Source organism: Calidifontibacillus erzurumensis (assembly GCF_013303125.1).
Classification (GTDB): domain Bacteria; phylum Bacillota; class Bacilli; order Bacillales; family Bacillaceae_J; genus Calidifontibacillus; species Calidifontibacillus erzurumensis.
This window is the reverse complement of the sequence record NZ_JABTTE010000002.1, coordinates 51121-77435: the sequence shown is the minus strand read 5'-3', so window position 1 is coordinate 77435 and position 26315 is coordinate 51121. Positions and strand designations below refer to the sequence as shown.

The following is a 26315-nucleotide window of genomic DNA, read 5'->3' as shown; positions in this document are numbered from 1 at the left end:
CTTTGTTTATTTACAATATTAAATTTTAGTTTATGAAATAGCTTCATATAAAAGCTCAGCAATGTGGACTGCACGCATCTTGTCGCTTAATCCTTCTCTTTCAATTCCAAGTTTCATTTGCAATAAACATCCTGGGTTGGCTGTCACGACGACTTTTGGATCTGCATCTTTGACATGTTTCATTTTAAAATCTAAAATTTGCATCGACATATCTTTTTGTACAATGTTATAAACACCTGCTGATCCACAACAATGATCTGCATGCTTCATTTCTACAAAAGCTGCACCTTTGATCGATTTTAATAGAAGGCGTGGCGCTGCTTCTGTTTTCATAACGTTTCGCAAATGGCAAGAATCTTGATAAGTGATGACTTGTGGAGGTAGTTTCAAATCTTTTTTGTGAAACTCTAATTCTACCAATACTTCCGAAATATCTTTTACTTTTTTAGAAAATGCTTTTGCTCTTTCAGCCCACTCAGGGTCATCTTTAAGCAAGTGGTCATATTCGATTAAGAATGCCCCGCATCCTCCAGCATTTAATACAATATAATCTACTTCAAGATCTTCAAATGCTTTGATATTTTTCTTAGCCAATTCTTTTGCCTGTGTTTTTTCGCCGCTATGTCCATGAAGGGCACCGCAGCAATTTTGTCCTTCTGGAATAATAATCTCACAGCCCGCTTTTTGCAAAAGTTTCATCGTTGCATCATTAATTTTCATAAACATCGTATCCATTAAACAGCCTGAGAAAAAGGCAACTTTTTTCTTCTTCGCAACTTCAGGCTGCAAATGGGTTGGACGATTTTTCATTTCTTTTGGTGATGGGATTTGAGGGAGGACTTTTTCCATCAATCTTAAATTTTCTGGCAATACCTTCAATACACCGCTCTTTTGTGCAAACTTTTGCAATCCGCTTTGTTGATAAAACCATAGTAAGCTATTGACAGTTCGCATTCTTGATTGATGTGGAAATAGCTCCTTGAATACAAGTTTGCGAATCACTTTCACTGGGAATGAATGTTTCTTTTTAGAATTAATAATATCGCGAGCTTCTTCTAAAATATGGCCGTAATTGACGCCTGATGGACAAACCGTTTCGCAAGCTCGGCAGCCTAAACAGAAATTCAACTGCTTTTCAAAATCTTCATCCGGCTCAATAAGACCGTCGACAACACCTTTAATTAAAGCAATTCTTCCACGAGGTGAAGCAGCCTCATTACGATTCGTTTGTGTATATGTTGGACAGGATGGTAAACAAAATCCACAGCGGGCACAATTGATCAGGTCATCATAGTTCATTCGTTCTTTGAATGCTTGTTGCAATTCCTGTTGCTGTGTAGTCACTGTACAACCACTCGCTTTCTCGTATCTTTGGCGAACATTTTTCCTGGGTTCATAATATTATTTGGATCAAATGCATGTTTAATAGATTTCATAATATTAACCCCGGATTCTCCTAATTTCCATGCAAGATAAGGGGATTTTACAACTCCAACACCATGTTCGCCAGTAATCGTACCACCTAATTTAATTGCCGCATCAAATATTTCCTCGAACGCTTTTTCTACACGTTCCATTTCATCATGGTCGCGTACATCTGTCGTACATGTTGGATGCATATTTCCATCTCCAGCATGGCCAAAAGTAGAAATTGGAACATTATACTTTTTAGCAATTTCATTAATTGCTCTTACGATTTTTGCAATTTCTGAGCGAGGAACTGTCGCATCTTCCAAAATTGTCGTAGGTCTTAGACGAGCTAATGCTGATAGAGCATAACGGCGAGCTGTTGTTAATTTTGCAGCTTCCTCATCATTTTTAGCAACATCTACACGGACAGCATTCATCTCTTTACAGATTTTTTCAATCATTTGGATATCACGTTCGACAACTTCTGGAGCACCGTCTTGTTCAATTAACAATACGGCTTCAGCGTCAGTTGGCAAACCAACTTTAGCAAACTCTTCAACCACTCGAATTGTTGATTGATCCATAAACTCTAGTGTTACAGGGATAATTTTATTGGCAATAATATTGGAAACGGTTTGTGCTGCTGATTCTAAATTTTCATAAACAGCCAAAATTGTTTTTCTTGCTTCTGGCTTTGGAATTAGTTTTAATGTTGCTTCAGTAATAACGCCCAATGTTCCCTCTGAACCAACCATTAACCTAGTTAAATCATAACCCGCAACGTCTTTTGCAAGTTTTCCACCCGTTCTAACGATATCACCGTTCGGTAATACAAATTCCATTCCAATGACGTAATCACGAGTGACACCATATTTTAAACCGCGCAATCCACCTGAGTTTTCCATAATATTGCCGCCAATGGTTGAAATTTTCATAGAGCCTGGATCTGGCGGATAAAATAAGCCTTTTGATTCAACGAGGGTGTTAATTTCCTGGGTAATCACCCCTGGTTGAACAGTAATCGTTAAATTATCTTCATCAAGTTCGAGAATTTTTGCCATATTGTTAAAGATCATTACAATTCCACCGTTAATAGGGCATGTCCCGGCAGAAAGATTCGTACCAGAACCACGTGGAACAACTGGTATTTTATGTTCATTACATAATTTTAAAACCTTACTAACTTCTTCTGTACTACGAGGGCTAATGACAGCATCCGGCAGCGATTGAAAATTTGGAGTAGCATCATATGAATACACTAACTTTATTTCATTTGAATCTTGATAATTTTCTTTCCCAACTATATCAATGAATTTTTGTTTAATATCATTTGTAATCATCGGGTTTCTCCTTTCCGTTTTCTTTAGGAAATCGATATATTCTATATCATAAAGAAGCAAAACTTTAGTTTCTATGTGAAAAGAAATAAATATAAATCGCTTTCACTTTTGATTTTTTGTGCATTTATACATCATCAGATTGGAAAGCAAGACCAAGGTAAAAAAGAACAATTCCTTCTGTATTTTTTGGGTCGATTCCCGTTTTTTCTTTAATTTGTTTAAGACGGTAGTGGAGTGTGTTCTTATGAATATGCATTCGTTGAGCGGTTTTTTTCATCGATTGATTTTCCAGCAAATAGATTTTTAATGTTTCCTTTAATTCGTCGTCTTCAAGTATAGGCATCAACGTTTTTGACAAAAATTCTTTTTTCGCATCTAAAGATATTTCTTGAAGCAATAGTTCCAAAATAAGATCTTCATAAAATACGATGCTATTTTTCTTTTCTGAAGCTTTTAACGCTTTTTTTGCTTCAAGATAACTTTTTCCAATCGTTTTTGATTGAATCGTTTTCCCTACTCCAATCGAAAAACGAACAGAAAAAGTCTCTTCAAAATAATTTTTCCAGCGTGTTAACTGTTGGGTAAAATAGGAACGATTAAATACTTGATCGATGCTTTTTAATAATACAAACCGCCCTTGCCCCCAGTTCACAAGGAAATCTTGTTTTGTCATTGAAAAATTCCGGTGAAACCATTCCAACATTTCTCTTTCAACCATTTGGATATTAGGATTTTGCGTTTGAATATCTAACTGAAACATCGTAATTAAATATGGCGTCGTCATCTTGATGCCTAAAATTTCACCGCGTTCAATAAATTCATCTTTGATCGTGTCTAAATTAACCCATTCATAAATAAATGATTCAAGTCCGCGCGCTTGTGACCGCAATTGTTCAGAATGGTAAGCTTCCTTTACTAATAGTTCGGTCATTCTCCGTATTAATTCCGCATAGGATTTAACTCTTTCCGGCTCCCCTGTTATACCTATTACGCCTATCGGTATATTATCGAAATAAAGAGGCATGTTGATTCCCGGTTTAACATTTTTCATTAATTTCGCTTGTTCAGTATTTATATAAATCATTTTTTCTTGTTTTAGTGCTTTCATCGCACCTTCGTGGAAGTTACCAATTCTACTTTCATCACTAGAGGCAATAATTGTGCCAGATTTGTCGACGACGATAATTTGTTCTGTTATGACATTGGAAACTTCTTTTACAATTTTTTGTGCCATTGCTGGGAAAAGCTGCATTCGAACCACCACCATTAAAAAAAGCTATCTCAAAAAGTCTTTCATATTTGTTGTAAATAGACTTTTTAAGACAGCTGAACGATTACTTATCATTTACAACAATATAAGTTGCCTTCATCGGTCCATGTACTCCAACTACTAATACCATTTCAATATCTGCACTGTTACTAGGGCCAGAAATAAAATGGATAGCAGAAGGAATTTTTTCACCATTCGCAATCCGCTCGTGAATACTGCTGCAAGCTTGTGTCATACGTGGAACAATGGTACTTTTTGGAACGATGGCTATATACGTTTTTGGCAATAAACTCACAGATCTTCCTCTCTTTTTATCGCTAAAAAGAACGACTGTCCCTGATTCTGCAAGGGTAAAATCACTAAAAGTAATTCCTATGTCAGCTGTTTTCGCAAAATTAATATTTTCCGTTCCAAGACTAGGATCCCAAACATGTATACGTTTTCCGTTTTTCGGTAGTTTATTTTGGAAATAATCAGTTAAGCCAAACTCCGCAAATCGTTTATCATCCCAAGTAATAATTGACTGCCCTTCATATTCAGCAATTACTTGATTTAGAACATCTTCTAAACCGTTGGTATTTGTTTCATAAACAGCGGTATGAATATTTTTACAATGATTTTTAAATATTTCCAAAAGCTCATCTTGGGATGCATCTTTATATACTTCCAATTGAGGGTTATACTTCCATTCAGGACGTACAACATTTTTTCTTCTGTCCCGGCCTAATTGTTTTGCAATATTGTTTAAAAATGTTTCACGGTTATGAATTGTTCCTGTCTTCATTAGTCAGCCCTCCCTTTGCTTCTATTTTTCATCCAGTCTCTAAACCTTTCTTTATTAGGAGCTGGAAAATCGCGGACATCCGTCCAAAGTTTGAGCGGGCCTGGGCCTTCTGAAATCTTTTCATCTTTAACAAATGTTTGCAAAACTTTTGGCGCAAGTTTTGATCCAATATTATACATCGTCGGTGAAGCTGTTCCTAATCGGAATGCTTTCATTGTAATATTTTCAAATACAGGGGCTCTTCCGTCTTTTTCCACGATATTTTGACGATGTTTAATGAGCAGTTCATGCAACGGAATTTTCACAGGACATGCTTCCGTACAGGCCGCACACAATGTTGAAGCATAAGGAAGTTCCTTATATTCATCATAACCTGCTAAGAGTGGAGTTAATACTGCCCCGACTGGTCCAGGATAGATAGATCCATAGGAATGTCCGCCAATTTGCCTGTAAACCGGACAAACATTAATACAGGCTGCACAGCGAATACATTGTAAAATCGCACGAAATTCTGTACCTAAAATTTTTGATCGACCATTATCAACGATGACAAGATGGAATTCTTCCGGACCATCAACATCCCCCTCGTCTTTTGGACCTGTTAACATGGTGATATAACTTGTCAGGCGCTGTCCGACTGCTGCACGTGTCAATAAGCTGACGAGAATCTCCATTTCCTCCCATGTCGGTACAATCCGTTCCATACCCATGACTGTAATTTGTGTTTTCGGGAGTGTCGTCACCATATCTAAGTTTCCTTCATTCGTAACGAGAGTCATAGTTCCAGATTCGGCGATCGCAAAGTTACAGCCAGTAATACCTACATCTGCAGACAAAAATTCTTTGCGCAGCATTTCTCTTGCAAATTGAGCTAATTCTTCAGGTTTTTCAGATTTATCATAGTTAAATTTTTTGCGAAAAACATCGCGGATTTGTTCTTTGTCTTTGTGTAAAGCCGGCGTTACAATATGAGAAGGTGCATCCCAATCATCAACTTGAAGAATCCATTCACCTAAATCAGTTTCAACTACATCGCAGCCCATTTCAAGCAACGTATGGTTCAAGCTGATTTCTTCCGTAACCATTGATTTTGACTTTACAATCTTCTTGGCGTTTTTCTTTTCAATGACATTTTTAATATAATCATTGGCTTCTTTAGCTGTTTGTGCAAAAAAAACATGGCCACCGCGTTTAGCAACATTTTCACTTAATTGCTCTAAATAAAAATCAAGATTTTCTAATGTATGCTTCCGGATTTCTTCTCCATGTCTTCTCCAATCTTCCCAGTTTCCTAATTCCTCAGATGCAGTTTGTTTTCTAGTGCGAAACCGTCCTTGTGCACTGGAAACAGCATTGCGCATAAAGGAATCATGAAGTCCTTCTTGAACGCGCTCTTTAAATGGAGCAGTTCCAATTTTGATAGGCATTCATCTTTCCCCTTTCTTTTATGATCGGTTATTTAAAACGCTTGCAATATGCATTACTTTAAATGGCCTTTCTTTTCTCAAAGCTCGACCTCCAATATTCATTAAGCAGCCTGCGTCAGCTCCTATTAAATAATCAGCACCGGTTTCTTCAATATGTCTGATTTTTTCATCAACCATTTGTTCGGATATTTCAGCCATTTTCACTGAAAAAGTTCCACCAAATCCACAACAATCTTCTTTATTTGGTAGTGGTACAAATTCGAGGCCTTCAACATTTTTTAACAAAGTAATAGGTGCGTCTTTTACTCCAAGTATACGGGTCATATGACAGGATGTATGGTATGTAGCTTTTCCTTTTAGCTTTGCACCAACATTTTCAATTTTAAGAACATCAACGATAAATTGAGTTAATTCATATGTTTTATCTGCAAGTTTTTGAGCACGTTCTTCCCAATCGGGATCCCCTTTAAATACTTTTGGATATTCTTTAATCATCCCTGCACAAGAGCCTGACGGAGCAACAACATACTCTGAATGTTCAAAAGCTTTAATGATATTTTTCATTGCTTCCTTCGCATCTTTCACATAGCCGCTATTGTATGCCGGCTGACCACAACACGTTTGACTTTCAGGAAAATCTATTTCGCATCCGAGTCTCTCAAGAAGCTCGACAGTATCTTTACCGATATCACCATGAAATAGATCAACTAAACAAGTAGCAAATAGAGATACTCTCACGCTTAGCTCATGCCCCTTTCAAAATTGATCATTACTTTTAGTATTTCAAAAAATTTATAACCTTTATCCATTAATTTAATTGTATATAAGAAAATAGTCAACAGGTTATCTGATGACTTGATGATATCTTTTGAAAAAATAAAAAAAGACTACCTGCATGTTTACAGGTAATCCTCTAGTACTTTTTCGACATTTTTTAAATGATTGTACATTAATCTTTTTGCTTCTTCCTTATTTTTCCCTTCAATCGCTTTATAAATATTAATATGGTCTTCATTGAGCTTGTCCCAAGAAGATTTTGTTGAATATAACCATAATTTCCTTGTATCAGCCATTGTTGCATTCATGATTTCGGAAATTTGGTTCATCAAATTTAATAACAATTCATTATTAGCAGCTTTTGCAATAGCAAAATGGAATTTTAAATCAGCTTGGTTTCCTAATTCTTTATCCCCATTTGCATACATCATTTGGTTTAGAGCTTCTTTTATTTCCATCAAATTTTCTTCCGTTCTTCGTTCCGCAGAAAGCTCAACCGTTCCAACCTCTAAAATTTTCCTTACTTCCAGCAAGTTCTTTAAATCTTGTTTTCTCATCAAAATGGAAGACTGTAATGGGAGATTTAACAACGATGAATCAAACTCTTTTATAAATGTGCCTTCTCCTTGGCGCATTTCTACTAGTCCCATCGCTCTTAGTGCACTTAACGCTTCACGAATAGCAGATCTTCCTACTTGGAAGTTTTCAGCCAATTGTTGAACGGAATCTAGTTTATCTCCAGGTTTTAATTGACCTGATTTAATTAATTCGATAATTGCATCTGCAACTTCTTCATAAATTTTTTTTTTTTGAATCGTCTTGTAATTCATTTGTTACACCTCTATCCAAATTCATAGATTATTGTATACTACTTGGACGCTATATACAATATATTGATTTTTTCCGAATTTTTGTTCTGTCAATAAAAATTTTTGGACAATTTTTAAAAAAATGTATTGCAAATTGTTTACGCTTACATTATCATGAGGTCATCTGATGACTAGATGATTAGATGTTTGATTCTAATCAACAGAAGGGGGAATGAACGAAAAAACGCATAAATCATTCATATTTAAAAAGACTATGCTTAATAAATCTTACTTGAAGAGGTGAATGAACGATATGCAATGGACACAAAATTTTTCTCCTGTAGGAGATAGCGTTGTTTTATCTGCATTAGTAGCCCTTATTCCGATTCTCTATTTCTTCTGGGCTCTTGCAATAAAAAGAATGAAAGGCCATATCGCAGGTTTAACTACATTGCTTGTAGCTCTTGTTGTTGCAATTGTTGCATATAAAATGCCTGCAACGATGGCTATTATGTCTGCTACGCAAGGTGCTGTTTATGGTATCTTGCCAATTGGATGGATCATTATCACATCTGTATTCCTATATAAACTTACTGTTAAAACAGGTCAATTTGATATCATTCGTAATTCGGTATTATCAATTACAGAAGACCGCCGACTTCAGGCTTTGCTCGTAGCATTTTCTTTTGGTGCGTTTCTAGAAGGAGCCGCTGGATTCGGTGCACCGGTTGCAATTTCAGCAGCCCTCCTCGTTGGTCTTGGTTTTAACCCACTTTATGCAGCAGGTTTATGTTTGCTTGCAAATACAGCACCTGTTGCTTTCGGAGCAATTGGTATTCCGATTATTGCCGTTGAAGGTCCTACAGGAATTCCTGCTACAGAAATTTCAAAAATGGTTGGTCGCCAATTGCCATTCTTATCTGTATTTATTCCTTTCTATTTAGTAATGATTATGGCTGGTTGGAAGAAAACAGTAGAAGTTATGCCAGCAATTCTAATTTCCGGAATTTCATTTGCAGTCACTCAATACTTAACTTCGAATTTCCTAGGTCCTGAATTGCCAGATATTTTATCAGCTTTAGTTTCTTTATTTGCATTAGCTATTTTCTTGAAGTTTTGGAAACCTGCTTCAGTTTTCCGCTTTTCAACTGAAAATTTAGATACTACATTAAATTCGAACCATACACAATATACAGCTGGACAAGTTTTCAAAGCATGGTCACCTTTCTTAATTTTGACAGCTTTCATTTCAATTTGGGGTATACCTTCCATTAAAACTGCTTTAGTTGGTGCATACGAAGGAACAAATCCGATTTTAAAAGCTCTTAGTGCCCTTGGACATGCTTTAACTTTCAAACCTGAAGTTCCTGGTTTACACAATTTAGTATTAAATCCAGATGGTCAACCAATTGCAGCAGTTTACAAATTAGAAATCCTTGCTGCAGCTGGAACAGCGATTTTGCTTTCAGCGGTAGTAACGAAATTCATTGTTAAAATTTCTTGGAGCGATTGGGTAAAAACATTTGGCGAAACGTTAGTAGAATTAAAAAATCCAATCATTACAATTGCGTCAGTTGTTGCCTTTGCTTATGTAACGAATGCATCAGGTATGAGTACATCTTTAGGTATGACACTAGCTCTAACTGGAGCATTATTCCCATTCTTCTCGCCATTCTTAGGGTGGCTTGGCGTATTTATTACTGGTTCAGATACGTCCGCAAACTTACTATTCGGAAACTTACAAAAAATTACAGCTACTTCAGTTGGAATGGATCCAGTTCTTGCAATTGCCGCAAACTCTTCCGGTGGGGTTACAGGTAAAATGATTTCACCTCAATCGATTGCAGTTGCTTGTGCGGCCGTTGGTTTAGCGGGTAAAGAAAGTGATTTGTTCCGATTTACTGTAAAGCATAGTATTTTCTTGCTGTTACTAATTGCGATTATTACTTATTTACAACATACGGTATTCTCATGGATGATTCCATAAAAAGCCCCTATTATTAATATAGAAAAATTTTATAAAGAGGTTGACTTTTATTATAAAAATCAACCTCTTCTTTTTTTATTTAAAAATGAATTCAATCACAAAAATTTACATTTTAACGAAATCCATTATTGTACATTTCAACAATAGACAATTTTAAAAACTTTTATTATCGTAAAAAAAGTACTTTTTCATTTTTATTTTTTCGAATTTTTGCTAAAATGATTTCTATCATTTACAGTGCTAGTAGGTATATGTTTAGGAGGAGAATTAATTCATGAGCCAACAAAAAATTAGAAAAGTACTTGTAGCAAACAGGGGCGAAATTGCGATTCGAGTATTTCGAGCCTGCACAGAGCTAGGAATCCGCACAGTCGCAATCTATTCAAAAGAAGATACTGGTTCATACCACCGCTATAAAGCAGATGAAGCTTATTTAGTTGGTGAAGGAAAAAGCCCGATCGATGCCTATTTAGATATAGAAGGTATCATTGAAATCGCAAAAGCAAATGAAGTGGATGCCATCCACCCTGGATATGGTTTTTTGTCAGAAAATGTCCAATTTGCAAAACGTTGTGAAGAAGAAGGAATTATCTTTATTGGACCAAAAGTAGAACATTTAGATATGTTCGGAGACAAAGTAAAAGTAAGACAGCAAGCTGAATTAGCAAACATTCCTGTCATTCCTGGTTCTAATGGTCCTGTACATTCCATTGACGATGTGAAAGCTTTTGCTAATCAATATGGGTATCCTTTTATTATTAAAGCTGCTCTTGGCGGCGGTGGCCGCGGTATGCGGATTGTACGTAATGAATCTGAACTCGTTGAAAATTACGAACGTGCAAAATCAGAAGCGAAATCTTCATTTGGTAATGATGAAGTTTATGTTGAAAAATTTATTGAAAATCCAAAACATATTGAAGTTCAAATTCTTGGCGACAATTCTGGAAATATCGTACACCTATATGAGCGGGATTGTTCCGTTCAACGCCGTCATCAAAAAGTTGTTGAAGTAGCTCCAAGCATTTCATTACCAAATTCGCTTAGAGAGCGGATTTGTGAAGCAGCCGTTCGCTTAATGGAAAATGTCAATTACATTAACGCAGGAACGGTAGAATTTCTAGTTACAGAAAATGAATTTTATTTTATAGAAGTAAACCCAAGGGTACAAGTAGAACATACCATTACTGAAATGGTTACAGGTATTGATATCGTTCAATCTCAAATTCTCATTGCCGAGGGTCATTCCCTACATAGTAAAGAGATTGGAATTCCTAATCAATCAGAAATTAAAACCCACGGCTATGCGATCCAATGCCGTGTAACAACCGAAGACCCTGAAAATAATTTCATGCCTGATACTGGTAAAATTACAGCTTATCGTTCCGGAGGCGGATTCGGCGTTCGTTTAGATGCAGGAAACTCTTTTGCCGGGGCAGTAATTACTCCATATTATGATAGCTTGCTTGTTAAGATTTCTACACATGCGTTGACATTTAAACAAGCAGCAGCGAAAATGCTCCGAACATTAAAAGAGTTCAGAATTCGCGGCATCAAAACAAATATTCCATTTTTAGAAAATGTAATTACACATGAGAAATTTTTAACTGGCCAATATAATACGAATTTTATCGATCAAACACCGGAGTTATTTGTGTTTCCGAAGCCGAAAGACCGCGGTACAAAGATGTTAACATTTATTGCGAATACAGTTGTTAATGGATATCCGGGCATTGGCAAAGAAAAGAAACCGCTGTTGAAAAGTGCGAGAATCCCTCAAATTAAGTTATCAGAAAAAATGCCTGAGGGAACAAAACAAATCCTTGATAAAGAAGGCCCGGAAGGCGTTGTCAACTGGATTAGAAGCAAAAAAGAAGTTTTATTAACGGATACAACTTTCAGGGATGCTCATCAATCTTTGTTAGCAACTCGTATACGAACAAATGACTTATTGCATATCGCACAGCCAACAGCAAAACTATTGCCTAATTTATTCTCAGTGGAAATGTGGGGCGGAGCAACATTTGATGTCGCTTATCGTTTCTTAAAAGAAGATCCATGGGTAAGGTTGCAATTATTACGTGAAAAAATGCCGAACTTGCTCTTCCAAATGCTGCTTCGTGCATCCAATGCGGTTGGGTATAAAAACTATCCAGACAATGTTATTAAAGAATTTGTTCAAAAATCAGCTGAAAACGGAATTGATGTGTTCAGGATTTTCGATAGCTTGAACTGGGTAAAAGGAATGACATTGGCCATTGATGCGGTACGCGATGCTGGAAAAATTGCTGAAGCTGCTATTTGTTATACTGGCGATATTCTAGATCCAACACGTCAAAAATACGATCTAAATTATTACAAAGCTTTGGCAAAAGAACTTGAACAATCCGGTGCCCACATTTTAGGAATTAAAGATATGGCAGGATTGTTAAAACCTCAAGCCGCATACGCCTTGATTTCAACACTGAAAGAAACTGTTGATTTGCCGATTCATCTCCATACTCATGATACGAGCGGCAACGGCATTTATACGTATGTAAAAGCGATTGAAGCTGGTGTTGATATCGTTGATGTTGCGATTAGCTCAATGGCTGGATTAACTTCACAGCCAAGCGCCAATACGCTGTACTATGCATTAGAACATCAAGACCGTCAACCTAACGTAGATATTGAAGCACTAGAAAAACTGTCCCATTACTGGGAAGATGTCCGCCATTACTACAAAGCTTTTGAATCTGGAATGATGGCACCGCACACTGAAGTTTACAATCACGAAATGCCTGGAGGACAATACAGCAACTTGCAGCAGCAAGCAAAAGCTGTTGGTTTAGAAAGCCAATGGGACGATGTTAAAAAGATGTATCGCAAAGTCAATGATATGTTTGGTGATGTTGTTAAAGTAACACCTTCATCAAAAGTTGTCGGTGACATGGCTTTATTTATGGTTCAAAACCAATTGACAGAAGAAGATATTTATGAACGCGGAGATACGATCGACTTTCCTGATTCAGTCGTTGAGTTTTTCCAAGGCTATTTAGGACAGCCATATCAAGGTTTCCCAGAGAAACTTCAGAAAGTTATTTTAAAAGGACGCGAACCAATTACTGTAAGACCTGGGGAACTGCTTGAAAACGTTGATTTTGAAGCCTTGAAAAAAGAACTAGAAGAAACATTCGAACAAGAATTTACCGATTTAGATGTCATTAGCTATGCTTTATATCCAAAAGTATTTGAAGAATATCAACAGTTCTATAACCAATATGGCGACGTCTCAGTCCTAGATACACTTACATTCTTCTATGGCATGCGCCTTGGTGAAGAAATCGAAGTTGAAATCGAACAAGGTAAAACGCTAATCGTCAAACTTGTATCGATCGGCCAAACTCAAAGTGATGGAACGAAAGTCGTTTACTTCGAATTAAACGGACAGCCGCGCGAAGTGGTTGTCAAGGATGAAAGTGTCAAGACAGCAACACATGCGAAGCGGAAAGCTGAAAAGAAAAATCCAAATCACATCGGTGCAACAATGCCAGGAACGGTTGTTAAAGTTCTAGTAGAAAAAGGCGAAAAAGTGAAAAAAGGCGATCACTTGATGATTACAGAAGCGATGAAAATGGAAACAACTGTTCAAGCGCCGTTTGATGGTGTTGTGAAAGAAATTCATGTAAAAAGCGGCGAAGCTGTTCAAGTCGATGATTTGTTGTTAGAGCTAGAATAAAGCTGGCGATTTAGGCAATGCATCGTACAAAATGGGCAAAAAGGTCTTCATCAAAAAGATGAAGACCTTTTTCTTTTTCAGATCTTATTTATCATTGGTTTCCTCAAAAAGAAGACTTCAAGAAATCAAGAAGAATGGAAGACATTAATTACTGGCTGTTTTTCTTTTTCCGATAAACCATCCCTTCTGCTGTTGCAATTAATTCATTTTTTTCATTTTTTACTTCCATATGGTAAAATCCTAATCTTGGATTTTTATGGACTTCTTTTGCAACAGCTGTTAATTTATCATTCAAGAATGCTGCTGACATATAATTAATATTTACATTAATTCCAACAGCCGTTTGATCATATGTGTTACTTGCAATTGCAAAAACAACATCTGCTAATGAAAAGATGACTCCACCATTAACGGTTTGATGAATATTAAGCAAATCTTCTGTTATAACGATTGATGCTTTCGCATATCCTTCTTTCACTTCTTCAACTTTAATTCCTAAAAATTTTGCATACGGATCATTCGTCACTCGATCCAATATCTTTGTATCGATCATTTGCACACCTCACGTTAATATTTATATAAGATATGAAAGGGCTGTCATAAACAGCCCTTTTTTTTTACTTTTTAAGTACCCATTTGCCATCTTTCACTTCAGCTAAAACCATGCTGTCTGCTTGAAGGCCGTTATGGTCTTTATCGCTAAAGTTAAATGTACCAGTAGCACCTACAAAGTTTTTAATGTTGTTCTCTAAATAATCTCTGATGGCAGCACGGTCTCCTCCAACCGCTTTAAGCGCTTCCACTGCTAAGAGCATATTGTCATATCCATAAGAACCAAATTGTGTAGGCTCTCCACCAAATTTTGCTTGGTAGGCATCATAGAAGTTTTTAATAACTTCGTATTGAGGATCGCTCTCTTCAATTTGTGATGGGAATAAAAGTTTTCCAGTCGGAATGATAACGCCTTCAGCAGCACCTTCGGCAAGTTCAATAAATGTATTATTTGCAACACCATGGCTGCTGTAATGAGGCATCTTCATGCCTAATTCTTTCATATTTTTAGCTATAATAGCAGGTCCTGGGTTAGTACCCCAAACTACAAGTGCTTCAGCACCAGAGTTATTGATTTTTGTTAATTGTGTACTCATATCAGCGTCAGTCGTATTGTATGACTCACTAGTTACAATTTCAATTCCATACTCACCAGCATGTTGTTTTAAAACTTCTAATCCTGCAGCTCCATAAGCATTGGAGTCTGTTAAAGTTGCAATTTTCTTAATTCCTACTTCTTTAAAATGTTCATAAAGCTTTGTAACTGCATGGAGATCGGAGTGCGGCGTCTTAAACACCCATGTTGATTCTTCTACTGGCTCAACAATCGATGTTGCCGCAGCTGCTGAAATCATTGGTACTTGATTTTCCATTGCCAAACCTTTCATTGCTAGGCTTGGACCAGTTGTGGAAGTACCTAGAATAATACTAACTTTTTCGTCATGAATTAATCGGTTCATTTCTTCAATCGCCTTTTCTTGCTTTGATTCATCATCAGCAAGAATCACTTTTACTGGTACACCATTAATTCCACCATTGGCATTAATTTGCTCTTCAAGCAGCAATGTTGCATTCCATTCTGGCTCCCCTAGAGGACTTGCAGGACCTGTTTTTGAATAAATGGCGCCAATTTTATAAACTTCAGGCGCTTTCGTTTCTTCCCCTTTGCTTTCATTATCAGAACTGTTTCCTGATTGCTGGTTGCCACCGCCACAGGCAGTAAGAATCATGCTAACCAGCAAGAAAATAATTCCTACATTCAACAATTTTTTCATAATTTACCCCCCAAATAATAGAAAATTATTTATTTTAGTTAAATCGTCTTTCGGAATATTTGTAATAGAAAGAAAATTTATATTCCAAAAAACTCTTTAACTCAAAACCTTAGTTCATTTCATTTACTAAACTTCTAGCCTACTGCATGACCTAAAAACGCCTCTTTAATATTTTCATCTCGCAAAATATCTTGTGCATAGCCTTCATTTATGATTGTTCCGTGCTGCATAACATAAGCACGATCGGATATTTTCAATGAAGCAAATACGTTTTGCTCAATTAATAAAACTGTAGTTTGATAATGATCTCGCAACCTTTTTACTAAATCTAATACTTCTTTCACAATGATCGGAGCCAGACCTAAAGATGGTTCATCTAATAAGAGTAAATCCGGCTTTGCCATAATGGCCCTAGCAATTGCCAACATTTGCTGTTGACCACCTGATAACGTTCCAGCTAGCTGGTTTTGTCTTTCTTTCAAGATAGGAAAGATTTCAAACAGCTGCTCTATTTCCTTAACAACGTTTTTTCTTTTCGTTTTCGAATAATGGTGATAAGCACCTAAATGCAAATTATCAATCACACTAAGCGTAGAAAATATTTGACGGTGCTCAGGAACGTGAATAAGTTGACGTTTAACAATCTGTTCAGCAGGCAGTTTAGTAATATCTTCACCTTTATAGTAAATAGTGCCTGATTGAGCATTTTGCAAACCGGAAATTGTTTTCAATAATGTCGTTTTTCCTGCACCGTTTGCACCTAATAACGCAACAATTTCTCCTTTATTTACATGAAAGGACAAGTTATTTAATGCTTTAATAGGACCATAGCTAAAATTCAAATTCTTAACTTCAAGAATTCTATTATTTAAATCTGCTATTTTATTCATCCTGTCACCTCCATCTTTTCTGCGAATTCTTCGCCAAGATATGCAGTGATTACTTTTTCATTATTTTGAATTTCTTTAGGTGTTCCTTCCGCTATTTTTACACCTTGGTCAAGAACGATGATTTTATCACAAATTCCCATCACTAAATCCATGTCATGTTCAACGACAAAAACAGAAATTCCTTTATCCCGAATTTGTTTTATCAAATCGCTCATCTCTTTTGTTTCCTGATGGTTTAATCCAGCAGCAATTTCATCTAAAAGCAATAGTTGAGGTTCTGTTGCGAGTGCTCTCGCAAGCTCCAATAACCTGAGTTTTCCTAATGGCAAACTTCCTGCATTTACATCACAAACGTCTTCAAGACCGACGAATTTAATTTGCTCCATTGCAGCATTATAAATAATTTGTTCTTCCTTTCGAGAACGTGGCAAACGTAAAGCAGCACTGATCATCCCTGATTTCGTTCTCGAATGGTGTCCAACCATTACATTTTCTAATACAGTCATATTTTTGAAGATTTGCAAATTTTGGAATGTTCGTGAAATTCCTAGCTCACATATCTTAAAAGATGGAAGATGATCGATCCTTTGACCTTTATATTTTATTACTCCAGCAGTTGGTGGAAAAACAGCAGAAACCATATTAAACAAAGTACTTTTCCCAGCACCATTAGGGCCGATTAATCCAACAATTAATCCTTCTTCAATCGTAAAGGATATGTCGCTGTTTGCAACAACTCCCCCAAAACTCTTTGTTAAGTTTTGTACTTCTAGTAAGTTATTCATTCTTTTTTCTTTCCCCCCTTTTATTACATTTGAACATCTTCAGAGACTTTCATTTTCTTAGAATTCACAAGCTTTTTTTGCAAGAGGTCCATCAATGATGGGAATAATCCCTTTGGAAGGAAGATAACAACTAACATTAAGATTAATCCGTAGAGTACATGCTCAAAATCACTTGTAATAAATGAAATGTGCTCTCCTAATAATTTAACGATTATTCCAATTAACGTTATAAGCAAGGCGCCAATAACTGCTCCCCAAACGCTGATGCTTCCTCCTAATACAACCATAGCCAAAAATACGATTGATGTTTCCAGCGTAAAAGATGTAGGTGAAATGCTATAACTCATATGTGCCATTAACCAACCAGCTAGTCCGGTAAACATAGCACCTAATATAAACACTTGCATTTTATATTTCCCTGCATCAACGCCCATCGCACTTGCTGCAACTTCACTGCCATGAATAGAGCGAAGAGCCCGGCCTATTCTTGAATTAATGATATTCAATGAAATAATGATAATGATTAGTGCAAATGCCCAAGCAAAATAGTAATAAGCGATCCCTTGTGTTAAGGTATATCCGAAAAGCTGTATTTTAGGTATTCCATATAAACCCGAAGCACCTTTTGTAACCGATTTCCATTCAACTAACAATACATGAACGATAATTCCAAAAGCGAGAGTAGCCATTGCTAAATAATAACCACTTAATCTAGACATCGTAAAACCGATGATGTAAGCGACGATCCCTGGAAGCAATAAAGAAAATATTAAGCTGATCCATGGATTAAAATCGTAAGTTGTAGTTAATACCGCTGTAGTATAAGCACCTACTCCGTAAAATGCAGCGTGCCCCAATGATATTTGACCGGCAAATCCCATTAAAAGACCTAAACTAACGGCAACAATCGTATAAATACCTGCATAAGTGGCTTTCGTTATATAAAATGATTCAGTAATAATGAACGGAAAAATGATAACAAGTAAGGCAAAAAGTAGTAAGCCTGCCCAGCTAGATTTTTGAAGACCCTTCAAATTAGAGCCCTCCTTTACCAACATTTTTTTCTCCTAAAATTCCATAAGGTCTAATTAATAAAATAATTAGTATAACACCGAATACGATGGCATCTTTCATTCCCGAGCTTATATATCCTGCTCCAAGCGACTCTATTAAACCGAGAATCAAACCGCCAATAACTGCACCAGGAGCACTTCCTAATCCACCAAGAATACTTGCTGAAAATCCTTTAATTCCTAGCATTGATCCCATGTCATAAGCTGGGAATAGAATCGGGGAAATTGCGAGACCCGCTAATGCTCCTAAAGCTGCACTGAGAACGAATGAGAAGGATGACATTTTAGCAGGACTAATGCTCATCAAACGAGCTGCCATTGGGTTTGCGGAACAAGCACGAAAAGCTTTTCCTACTATCGTTTTTTCCATTAGGAAATATAGGATGATTACAGAAATGAGTAAGATGATCATAACCCAAATACTTTGTGGAGTAATGGATGCACCTAAAATGTTTATAGGATCATTATTTGTAAATGGTTCAATTTTAACAGGATTTTTTCCCCAAATGATACTTGCTATACCACGAACAAAAATGGAAGCACCGATCGTTAATATGATCAAGCTTAGCGCGTCAGCTTTCCGCGCTCTTCTAATAATTGTTAATTCTAACAAATATCCTAGTATAACAACTATTATTATAGTAATTATAAAAGATATAAAATATGGCACCCCGAAAGAAAGTAACGTAAACATCGTCATGCCGCCTAACATCACAAATTCACCTTGGGCTAAGTTTATCACTTTTGTAACACTATAAACTGTGACGAAACCTAAAGCAACGATTGCATAAATACTTCCAATCGTTAAACCCGTTATCAAAAATTGCAGCAACTCACCCAATCGTATCCCTCCTAACTGAAATTGTATGACGTTTTTTTCACGTTTATTTTTTGTGATGATACATCTAGAATGATACCGCTTTCATATATTAACTGTCAATAAAATTTTAAATATTTTTTAAACTTATTATATTTTTTTGTTTATTTTTTGGTTGCATGTGGAAACTACCGAATTAATAACGTTTAAAAAAAGCAGTACAGGCGGAACCTATACTACCAAAAACCTCTTATTTTCCAATTTATCAAATACTAATATAACGTTTTTATGCATTACGTTTGTTACACGTAATATTATTTATTGTTTAATAAATCGTTTGCAGTTCCAATTGCTTCATACATTTCTTTAACCATTCGATCCAATAATTCCTTTACAGTAGGAACGTCATTAATCATTCCGGAAATTTGTCCACCATTAATAAAACCTTCCTCAAAATTCCCTTCTATAGCACCAATTTTATGATATTTTTCACTCGTTAATTCAGAAAACTTATCTAGTGAAAAATCGTTACTATTCTCTAATTCTAGTAGTTTTTTTGCGTATGGCGTTTTTAAAACTCGACGCACTCTATTTACTTTACGTCCAACGATGACAGTGTCTGTATCAGTTGCAGATAAAAGTTTTTCTTTATATTTTTCGCTAAAAGGAGCTTCTTGCGTAGCGATGAGACGTGTACCAATTTGAGCTCCGCTGGCACCTAACATCATAACAGCGGCAAGTCCCCTACCGTCTCCAATCCCTCCAGCTGCAACGACAGGAATTTTTACTTTATCAACAATTTGAGGAATCAATGTTAACGTAGTGCTTTCATAATTCGAATTTATACCTGCTGCTTCATAACCTTCTGCAACAATCGCATCTACTCCCGCAGCTTCTGCTTTCTGGGCATGTCTAACTGAACCTACAACACTAACCACTTTCATATTAGCGTCATGGAAACGTTTTATATATAGAGTTGGGTCTCCAGCTGATAGAGAAACAACAGGTATATTATGTTTTATGAGCAGATTAATAATTTCATCAACATAAGGTGATACGGTTAAAGCAATATTTACTGCAAACGGTTTTTCTGTCTTTCCTTTTGTTTGCAAAATAATTTGTTCTAATTCCTCTGGCGTCATTGTGCCTGCACCGATCGTCCCAAGTCCACCTGCTTCGGATACAGCTGCAGTCAAATTCGCATTGCTAATATTCCCCATCCCTCCTTGGAAAATCGGATATTTAATTCCAAAAATTTCACATAATTGATTCACTTTTTACTCCTCCGTATAAAAAATGTTATAATAAATTTTGTAAATTAATTACTATATTTAGGGGGCTTGGTTATGCTTTATCCATATAAAAATAAAATGCCGAAAATTGATGAAAGTGTTTTCATCGCACCAGGTGCTAGAGTCATAGGAGACGTAACAGTTGGAAAAGAATCAAGCATCTGGTTTAACGCTGTACTAAGAGGCGATGAAGCACCAATTTTCATTGGTGAAAGATGCAGTATTCAAGACAATACTACATGCCATCTATACGAACAATTTCCTCTCGTCGTTGAAGATGATGTTACAGTTGGACATAATGTCATCTTACACGGCTGTACGGTAAGAAAAGGCGCACTGATCGGTATGGGATCTACCATATTAGATGGTGCTGAAATTGGCGAATATACGATTATTGGAGCAAATACGTTAATCCCTTCCGGAAAGAAAATACCTCCACGCTCTTTAGTCGTAGGTGCACCAGGAAAAGTTGTGAGAGAATTAACAGAAAAAGACTATGAACTTTTAAAACTATCGGTTGAAACGTATGTTCAAAAAGGAAAAGAATATAAAGAGCAATTCAAGAATTTTCAAAAAGAGACCGAATAATCGGTCTCTTTTTCATTTATTTATCATGTATGGATGGTTTAATACTTCATAATCACTATCTTTTTTATTAATTTCATTGTCTTTTTCAAATACACTTTCAAAAAATCGGTTGGCAGGTTCGGCCAAAGTTTTATAATAGTCAGAAAATAGAGATGCAGCATGTCCTCCTAGCCATTTGCTTGGCAACAATTCTTCCGGAAGACCTGGATCTATGAATAAAAATTTGCGGTATTCATGAACTAGTTTTGTTCTTTCAACAAAACAAGCAGCATCCGTCATTTCTCCACTTTCAATTTTATTTTTATCAATCACGTATTTTTTACTGTATTCATTAATAAACTCTTCATATTTTGCATTTATATTATCAATGTCCCAGCATGTTCTAACTAACGATTCATTCGTTGCCGGGCCCTTATATTCTGAAACAAAAAAATGTACATACGGCTCTATTTGATACTTTTCAATTAATATTTTTATCTCATTTTCTAAGTTGTTCGGGGAGATCCAACAACCATTTAAAAGCATTCCAAAGCCGCTCCATACTAATTCTTGGCGGAATTCGTCACGAATACTGCGTTTATCTTCCGGGATTGTATATGTTAAAGTTCTCCAATACCCATCCCATTTTTCTGGTTTTAATTTAAAAATCCGCTTTGCGGCTTCTTCAATACGGGCCACACCCATCTTCGTAAGAGAATAATAACTTTTATTTCCTTTCTTAGTTGATGTAACCCAACCTTGTTTAGACATTCTTGAAATTGCAGCTCTAACAGATTGATCATTATGACCGAACTCTTCCAACAAACGTATTAAGCTTCCAATCCAAATTTCATTGCCATAGTGGCTTATATAATCTCCGTATAGTGTAAAAATCATCGAGCGAGTATTTATATGAGTCACTTAAATTCATCCTTTATATTTATTCATCTCCTATATATTAATATACAATAAGATTGATAGCAAATATATTAAGCAAATTTATTTACATTTATTTCAAAAATTCATTGTCCAATAAATACTGGCGGTCTTTTTTCGTTAAATGCATTCAATGCCTCGACTCTATCTTTCGTAGGGATTGTAATCTCATAAGCTTTCGCTTCAATTGCAAGACCTGTTTGTAAATCGACACCCATTCCATAATTGATTGCATATTTTGCCTGTTGCAATGCTATCGGACCATTTTCCATCATGGCTTCTGCAAGTGTCAAACATTCATCCATTAAAGTTTCACGCTCAGTCACTTTTGTTAATATGCCAAGCGAATACGCCTCATCTGCTGTCACTTTTTTGGCAGTCAAAATGAGCTCCTTTGCTTTCATTTCACCAATTAATCTCGGAAGGCGCTGGGTTCCACCGGCACCTGGAATAATGGCCCACTTTAATTCAGTTAAACCCATTAAAGCTCCTTTTACAGCGATCCGAAAATCGCATGCCAAAGCTAGTTCAAATCCGCCTCCAAAAGCGTGGCCATTGATTGCAGCAATAGTCGGCTGCGGAAGTGTAGCAACATCATTAAATACGTTTCGAATTTTATTTACATTTCTACGAACTTCTGATTCTGTTAATGTTTTTCGTTCTTTTAAATCGGCTCCTGCACTAAACGCTTTTTCTCCAGATCCTGTGAATATAACAACTCTTATATCTTTATTTGTACGTATTTCTTCAACAATATTCCCGAGCATCGTTAATGTTTCATAGTCAAAACAATTTAACACATCCGGGCGGTTAATCGTAACATAACCAATATTGTTTTTCACTTCATAGATAACCTTTTCCATCAAAAGTTCCCCTTTTTATCTATAATTCTTTATTCAACATTTTCAACGATCGTTGCAATCCCTTGCCCAACACCAATACACATGGTGGCAAGACCGTATTGTACATTTCGTTTTTTCATTTCATAAATGAGAGTTGTTAATATTCTAGCACCACTCGCTCCAAGTGGATGACCAAATGCAATGGCACCACCATTAACATTCACAATTTCTTTGTTCAATTCAAGTTGTTTAATACACTCAAGCGATTGGGAAGCAAATGCCTCATTTAGCTCAACTAAACCGATATCATTAATTGTTAATCCTGCTCTTGATAATGCTTTTCTTGTTGCGTAAATTGGTCCTAATCCCATAATTGCTGGTTCCAAGCCTGCAATCGCTGAAACTTTATATTTGACTAGTGGCTTTACGCCCAGCTCTTTAGCTTTTTTAGCTGACATTAATAAAAGAACAGACGCACCATCATTCACTCCGGAAGCATTTCCGGCAGTAACTGTACCGTTTTCAAACAGCGGCTTCAATTTGGCAAGCTTTTCAAGCGTAGTATCTGGTCTTGGATGTTCATCTTTATCAACGATCGTTTCATTTCCTTTACGATCTTTAATGACAACTGGGACGATTTCTTCAGCAAATCGGTTTTCTTCCATCGCTCTTTTAGCTTTCATCTGGCTTTCATAAGCAAATTGATCTTGAGCTTCCCTTGAAATATTAAATCGCTGGGCAACATTTTCTGCTGTCCGTGGCATTGTATCTGAGCCATACATTTCGTGTAGTTTAGGGTTCGTAAAGCGCCAGCCAATGGTCGTATCAAACATTTGTATATCTCCACGAGGGTAATCCATTTCAGGTTTTGCCATAACAAATGGAGCCCTTGTCATGCTTTCTGTCCCGCCAGCAATAAAAATATCTCCTTCTCCAGCTAAAATAGCCCGGGCAGCATAATTAACAGCATCTAATCCTGAACCGCATAAACGATTAATAGTCGTTCCCCCAACTTCAATAGGGAGTCCAGCTAACAATGCTGCCATTCTTGCCACGTTACGGTTATCTTCTCCCGCCTGATTCGCATTTCCTAACACAACTTCTTCAATTTGTTCTACCGGAACATTCGGATTTCTTTCAATAATTTTTTTAATCACAATAGCTGCCAAATCATCCGGGCGCACCGATTTTAATGCCCCTTTATATTTTCCGATTGGGGTCCTAATAGCATCAACGATTACTACTTCAGTCATCGAGTAAGCTCCTCTCTTATTTTTCTTTATTTGTATAGTCATAAACGCCTTTTCCCACTTTTTTACCTAAGCGGCCAGCTTTAACATACATCTCTAATAGTGGTGCAGGACGATACTTTTCTCCCAATTTTTCATGCAAATATCTTAAATTATTTAAACGAGCGTCTAAACCGACAAGATCGACAAGCTCGAAAGGTCCCATTGGAAAATTCAAACCTAGTTTAATCGCTTTATCTATTTCTTCAGGAGTTCCTACACCTTCTTGAAGCATATAAAATGCTTCATTTCCAATTAAAGTGCTGATCCTGCTTGTAACGAATCCAGGAAATTCGTTCACAACAACTGTTTCTTTACCCATTTTTTCAGCCACATTTTTCGCAATTTCCGCTGTCTCATCTGCTGTTTCTAGACCGCGAATAATTTCAACTAACGGTATTTTATGAACAGGATTAAAGAAATGCATTGCAATCACTTTTTCAGGGCGCTTTGTAAAAGACCCTATTTCTGTAGGACTCATCGTTGATGTATTCGTTGCGAAATAACAATGCTCTGGGGCATGGGCATCAATAGTTTCAAATACATTTTTCTTTATTTCATGAATTTCCGGTACAGCTTCAATGACTAAATCAGCTTGTTTAACAGCATCTTCTAAACTAGTTTCATATGTTAGCCGCTTCTTAGCATCCTCAGCTTGTTCTAACGTCAGTTTTCCACGTTCAATTCCTTTTTCAAAAATTGTATTTATTTCTTTTTCAGCAGATTGTAACGCTTCAAGTTTCACATCGACAAGCTTAACTTGAAAGCCGCCTACTGCCGAAACATAAGCAATTCCCCTTCCCATCGTACCTGAACCTATAACGACTATATGATTAACCATCGTCTAACCTCCAATATCTCTTTTTAATATTGAAAAAACGAACGAGCCCGCTTTTAAAATGGCGGTGCTCGTTTTTAATTCTTGCATTTGCCGACTTGTTTGAATTACACACCCAATGGATTTAACGGCTTATTACCATAATAAGATACGATACTCTTTGTTTCTGTATACAAATCTAGCGTTTCAATGCAAAGCTCACGACCAAATCCTGATTGCTTATAACCGCCAAATGGAGTTCCTGGGAATGCTGAGAATGGGCAGTTAACCATCACAATACCTGCTCGAATTTGATTAGCTACGCGAGTTGCAGTACCTTGATCTTTTGTCCAAATTGCTGAGCCTAACCCATATTCTGTATCATTAGCTAGTTTAATAACTTCTTTTTCATCACGGAACTTCATCACTACAACGACAGGACCAAAAATTTCTTCTCTTACAACCTTCATGTCATGATTTACATCAGCAATAACTGTCGGAGCATACCAATATCCATTTTCAAAGCCCTCAACTTTCACTTCATGACCACCAGCAAGAATTGTTGCACCATCTTCGATTGCAGATTTTACATAACCATCAATAACTTCTAATTGACCTCTACTAATGATTGCACCTACTTGCGTTTCTGGATTCATCGGGTCGCCAAGGCGTAATTTTTTCGTTTTTTCAACAAATTTTTCCATGAACTCGTCATAAATATTTTCATGAACATATAAACGTGAACGAGCTTCACAAGATTGTCCTGTATTGTAGAAAATACCAAAGAGAGAACCGTTAACAGCCGCTTCGATATCAGCATCTTCAAAAATAATATTTGGTGATTTTCCACCTAATTCAAGTGTAATTCGCTTCAATGTTTGCGAAGCTTTTTCCATAATATCCTTACCGATTGGTGTAGAACCCGTGAAGGCAACTTTATCGACATCAGGGTGTTCTACGATTGCGTCACCGACACTTGAACCTGGTCCAGTTACGATATTGACAACACCTTCTGGTACTCCAGCTTCATGGCAAATTTCTGTTAAAATAATCGCAGTTAATGGTGTTAAACTTGCAGGTTTTAAAACAACAGAGCACCCTGCTGCGATAGCTGGTGCAATCTTCCAAGCAGCCATCATTAATGGATAATTCCAAGGAATAATTTGTCCACAAACACCAACTGGTTCTTTTTGTGTATAGTTTAAAAAGCCATAAGGAAGATTGTTTACTTGCCCGCGATGGCCAACAATCGCTCCCGCATAAAACTCAAAATCTTCAATAGATTGCATTACTTGACCTTGAGCTGCTGAAATTGATTTTCCGCTGTTTAAAACTTCAAGTTCAACTAATTCATTAAATCTTGATCTCATAATTGAAGCGATTTTATTTAAAACGCGTGCACGTTTATTGACTGGGAACTTTCTCCATGGTCCATTATCAAATGCATTACGAGCTGCTTGTACTGCACGCTCAACATCTTCTTTAGAAGCCTTTGCAACTTTTGCCAACGGTTCACCTGTAGCCGGGTTATATGTAGTGAACGTTTCTTTCGATAACGCATCTACACGTTCACCATTAATAATCATTTGATAATATTCGCGTTTCATCTCTAACTTTTCCATTTTTTCTGCTTTTACTGTAGACATTTATGACGCTCCTTTC

Annotated in this window: 22 protein-coding genes; 3 read left to right on the top strand and 19 right to left on the bottom strand. The window is 36.6% G+C overall.

Annotated elements, in window-relative coordinates; all coding sequences use genetic code 11:
• Positions 1–30: 30 nt before the first annotated feature.
• The 7 genes from HR057_RS02195 to HR057_RS02165 all read right to left on the bottom strand — a co-directional run bounded on the left by HR057_RS02195 (position 31) and on the right by HR057_RS02165 (position 7838).
• Positions 31–1299: a (Fe-S)-binding protein gene (locus HR057_RS02195; RefSeq protein ID WP_173729983.1), complete on the bottom strand. Its 1269-nt coding sequence runs from the start codon at positions 1297–1299 to the stop codon at positions 31–33.
• A gap of 41 nt (positions 1300–1340) precedes the next feature.
• Positions 1341–2750 carry a glycolate oxidase subunit GlcD gene (glcD, locus tag HR057_RS02190; protein WP_173729774.1) on the bottom strand — a complete coding sequence of 470 codons (1410 nt, stop codon included), beginning with the start codon at positions 2748–2750 and terminating at the stop codon, positions 1341–1343.
• A 124-nt stretch (positions 2751–2874) separates the two neighbouring features.
• Positions 2875–4002, bottom strand: a complete 1128-nt coding sequence (locus tag HR057_RS02185; RefSeq protein ID WP_173729773.1) for a CdaR family transcriptional regulator — start codon at positions 4000–4002, stop codon at positions 2875–2877.
• 82 nt (positions 4003–4084) lie between these two features.
• Positions 4085–4804 carry a LutC/YkgG family protein gene (locus tag HR057_RS02180; RefSeq protein WP_173729772.1) on the bottom strand — a complete coding sequence of 240 codons (720 nt, stop codon included), beginning with the start codon at positions 4802–4804 and terminating at the stop codon, positions 4085–4087.
• Complete coding sequence (locus HR057_RS02175; RefSeq protein ID WP_173729771.1) at positions 4804–6231, bottom strand: LutB/LldF family L-lactate oxidation iron-sulfur protein; 1428 nt, start codon at positions 6229–6231, stop codon at positions 4804–4806. The genes HR057_RS02180 and HR057_RS02175 overlap by 1 nt, the downstream gene beginning before the upstream one ends.
• 18 nt (positions 6232–6249) lie before the next feature.
• Complete coding sequence (locus HR057_RS02170) at positions 6250–6969, bottom strand: (Fe-S)-binding protein (protein ID WP_173729770.1); 720 nt, start codon at positions 6967–6969, stop codon at positions 6250–6252.
• 161 nt (positions 6970–7130) lie between these two features.
• Positions 7131–7838, bottom strand: a complete 708-nt coding sequence (locus tag HR057_RS02165; protein WP_173729769.1) for a FadR/GntR family transcriptional regulator — start codon at positions 7836–7838, stop codon at positions 7131–7133.
• A 292-nt stretch (positions 7839–8130) separates the two neighbouring features.
• Between HR057_RS02165 and HR057_RS02160 the strand changes: the two genes are divergently transcribed.
• Positions 8131–9804: an L-lactate permease gene (locus tag HR057_RS02160; RefSeq protein ID WP_173729768.1), complete on the top strand. Its 1674-nt coding sequence runs from the start codon at positions 8131–8133 to the stop codon at positions 9802–9804.
• Between the two features lie 274 nt (positions 9805–10078).
• On the top strand, positions 10079–13519 hold the full coding sequence (gene pyc / locus HR057_RS02155; protein ID WP_173729767.1) for a pyruvate carboxylase: 3441 nt from the start codon (positions 10079–10081) through the stop codon (positions 13517–13519).
• Between the two features lie 148 nt (positions 13520–13667).
• Here pyc and HR057_RS02150 read toward each other — a convergent pair whose 3' ends face one another.
• The 7 genes from HR057_RS02150 to HR057_RS02120 form a co-directional block, all read right to left on the bottom strand.
• Complete coding sequence (locus HR057_RS02150; RefSeq protein WP_173729766.1) at positions 13668–14072, bottom strand: PaaI family thioesterase; 405 nt, start codon at positions 14070–14072, stop codon at positions 13668–13670.
• Between the two features lie 64 nt (positions 14073–14136).
• On the bottom strand, positions 14137–15345 hold the full coding sequence (locus tag HR057_RS02145) for an ABC transporter substrate-binding protein (protein ID WP_173729765.1): 1209 nt from the start codon (positions 15343–15345) through the stop codon (positions 14137–14139).
• A 134-nt stretch (positions 15346–15479) separates the two neighbouring features.
• A complete protein-coding gene (locus HR057_RS02140) occupies positions 15480–16235 on the bottom strand; it encodes an ABC transporter ATP-binding protein (protein ID WP_173729764.1) in 756 nt (251 codons plus the stop codon).
• Positions 16232–17020 (bottom strand): ABC transporter ATP-binding protein, encoded by a 789-nt coding sequence (locus HR057_RS02135; RefSeq protein WP_173729763.1) that lies wholly within the window; start codon positions 17018–17020, stop codon positions 16232–16234. The genes HR057_RS02140 and HR057_RS02135 overlap by 4 nt, the downstream gene beginning before the upstream one ends.
• A 23-nt stretch (positions 17021–17043) precedes the next feature.
• A complete protein-coding gene (locus HR057_RS02130) occupies positions 17044–18054 on the bottom strand; it encodes a branched-chain amino acid ABC transporter permease (protein WP_230474324.1) in 1011 nt (336 codons plus the stop codon).
• 1 nt (position 18055) lies between these two features.
• On the bottom strand, positions 18056–18934 hold the full coding sequence (locus HR057_RS02125) for a branched-chain amino acid ABC transporter permease (protein ID WP_173729761.1): 879 nt from the start codon (positions 18932–18934) through the stop codon (positions 18056–18058).
• 290 nt (positions 18935–19224) lie between these two features.
• A complete protein-coding gene (locus HR057_RS02120) occupies positions 19225–20184 on the bottom strand; it encodes an NAD(P)H-dependent flavin oxidoreductase (protein WP_173729760.1) in 960 nt (319 codons plus the stop codon).
• 72 nt (positions 20185–20256) lie between these two features.
• Between HR057_RS02120 and HR057_RS02115 the strand changes: the two genes are divergently transcribed.
• Positions 20257–20790, top strand: coding sequence for a gamma carbonic anhydrase family protein (locus tag HR057_RS02115; protein ID WP_173729759.1), 534 nt, complete (start codon positions 20257–20259; stop codon positions 20788–20790).
• A 12-nt stretch (positions 20791–20802) separates the two neighbouring features.
• On the opposite strand, the gene paaX is transcribed toward HR057_RS02115, so the two are convergent.
• The 5 genes from paaX to HR057_RS02090 all read right to left on the bottom strand — a co-directional run bounded on the left by paaX (position 20803) and on the right by HR057_RS02090 (position 26299).
• Positions 20803–21666 carry a phenylacetic acid degradation operon negative regulatory protein PaaX gene (paaX, locus tag HR057_RS02110; protein WP_173729982.1) on the bottom strand — a complete coding sequence of 288 codons (864 nt, stop codon included), beginning with the start codon at positions 21664–21666 and terminating at the stop codon, positions 20803–20805.
• A gap of 125 nt (positions 21667–21791) precedes the next feature.
• The gene (locus HR057_RS02105) at positions 21792–22568 is read right to left on the bottom strand and encodes an enoyl-CoA hydratase-related protein (RefSeq protein WP_173729758.1); all 777 of its coding nucleotides are present in this window, start codon (positions 22566–22568) and stop codon (positions 21792–21794) included.
• 29 nt (positions 22569–22597) lie between these two features.
• The gene (locus HR057_RS02100; RefSeq protein ID WP_173729757.1) at positions 22598–23800 is read right to left on the bottom strand and encodes a thiolase family protein; all 1203 of its coding nucleotides are present in this window, start codon (positions 23798–23800) and stop codon (positions 22598–22600) included.
• Positions 23801–23816: 16 nt separating this feature from the next.
• The gene (locus tag HR057_RS02095; protein ID WP_173729756.1) at positions 23817–24677 is read right to left on the bottom strand and encodes a 3-hydroxyacyl-CoA dehydrogenase; all 861 of its coding nucleotides are present in this window, start codon (positions 24675–24677) and stop codon (positions 23817–23819) included.
• A 104-nt stretch (positions 24678–24781) separates the two neighbouring features.
• A complete protein-coding gene (locus HR057_RS02090) occupies positions 24782–26299 on the bottom strand; it encodes an aldehyde dehydrogenase family protein (protein ID WP_173729755.1) in 1518 nt (505 codons plus the stop codon).
• Between the last annotated feature and the right edge of the window lie 16 nt (positions 26300–26315).

Bases quoted from the DNA above. Each gene is read 5' to 3' on its own strand.
- HR057_RS02195 (WP_173729983.1), bottom strand. From the start codon at position 1,299: ATGAACTATGATGACCTGATCAATTGTGCCCGCTGTGGATTTTGTTTA.
- glcD (WP_173729774.1), bottom strand. From the start codon at position 2,750: ATGATTACAAATGATATTAAACAAAAATTCATTGATATAGTTGGGAAA.
- HR057_RS02185 (WP_173729773.1), bottom strand. From the start codon at position 4,002: ATGCAGCTTTTCCCAGCAATGGCACAAAAAATTGTAAAAGAAGTTTCC.
- HR057_RS02180 (WP_173729772.1), bottom strand. From the start codon at position 4,804: ATGAAGACAGGAACAATTCATAACCGTGAAACATTTTTAAACAATATT.
- HR057_RS02175 (WP_173729771.1), bottom strand. From the start codon at position 6,231: ATGCCTATCAAAATTGGAACTGCTCCATTTAAAGAGCGCGTTCAAGAA.
- HR057_RS02165 (WP_173729769.1), bottom strand. From the start codon at position 7,838: ATGAATTACAAGACGATTCAAAAAAAAAAAATTTATGAAGAAGTTGCA.
- HR057_RS02160 (WP_173729768.1), top strand. From the start codon at position 8,131: ATGCAATGGACACAAAATTTTTCTCCTGTAGGAGATAGCGTTGTTTTA.
- pyc (WP_173729767.1), top strand. From the start codon at position 10,079: ATGAGCCAACAAAAAATTAGAAAAGTACTTGTAGCAAACAGGGGCGAA.
- HR057_RS02150 (WP_173729766.1), bottom strand. From the start codon at position 14,072: ATGATCGATACAAAGATATTGGATCGAGTGACGAATGATCCGTATGCA.
- HR057_RS02145 (WP_173729765.1), bottom strand. From the start codon at position 15,345: ATGAAAAAATTGTTGAATGTAGGAATTATTTTCTTGCTGGTTAGCATG.
- HR057_RS02140 (WP_173729764.1), bottom strand. From the start codon at position 16,235: ATGAATAAAATAGCAGATTTAAATAATAGAATTCTTGAAGTTAAGAAT.
- HR057_RS02135 (WP_173729763.1), bottom strand. From the start codon at position 17,020: ATGAATAACTTACTAGAAGTACAAAACTTAACAAAGAGTTTTGGGGGA.
- HR057_RS02115 (WP_173729759.1), top strand. From the start codon at position 20,257: ATGCTTTATCCATATAAAAATAAAATGCCGAAAATTGATGAAAGTGTT.
- paaX (WP_173729982.1), bottom strand. From the start codon at position 21,666: ATGATTTTTACACTATACGGAGATTATATAAGCCACTATGGCAATGAA.
- HR057_RS02105 (WP_173729758.1), bottom strand. From the start codon at position 22,568: ATGGAAAAGGTTATCTATGAAGTGAAAAACAATATTGGTTATGTTACG.
- HR057_RS02100 (WP_173729757.1), bottom strand. From the start codon at position 23,800: ATGACTGAAGTAGTAATCGTTGATGCTATTAGGACCCCAATCGGAAAA.
- HR057_RS02095 (WP_173729756.1), bottom strand. From the start codon at position 24,677: ATGGTTAATCATATAGTCGTTATAGGTTCAGGTACGATGGGAAGGGGA.
- HR057_RS02090 (WP_173729755.1), bottom strand. From the start codon at position 26,299: ATGTCTACAGTAAAAGCAGAAAAAATGGAAAAGTTAGAGATGAAACGC.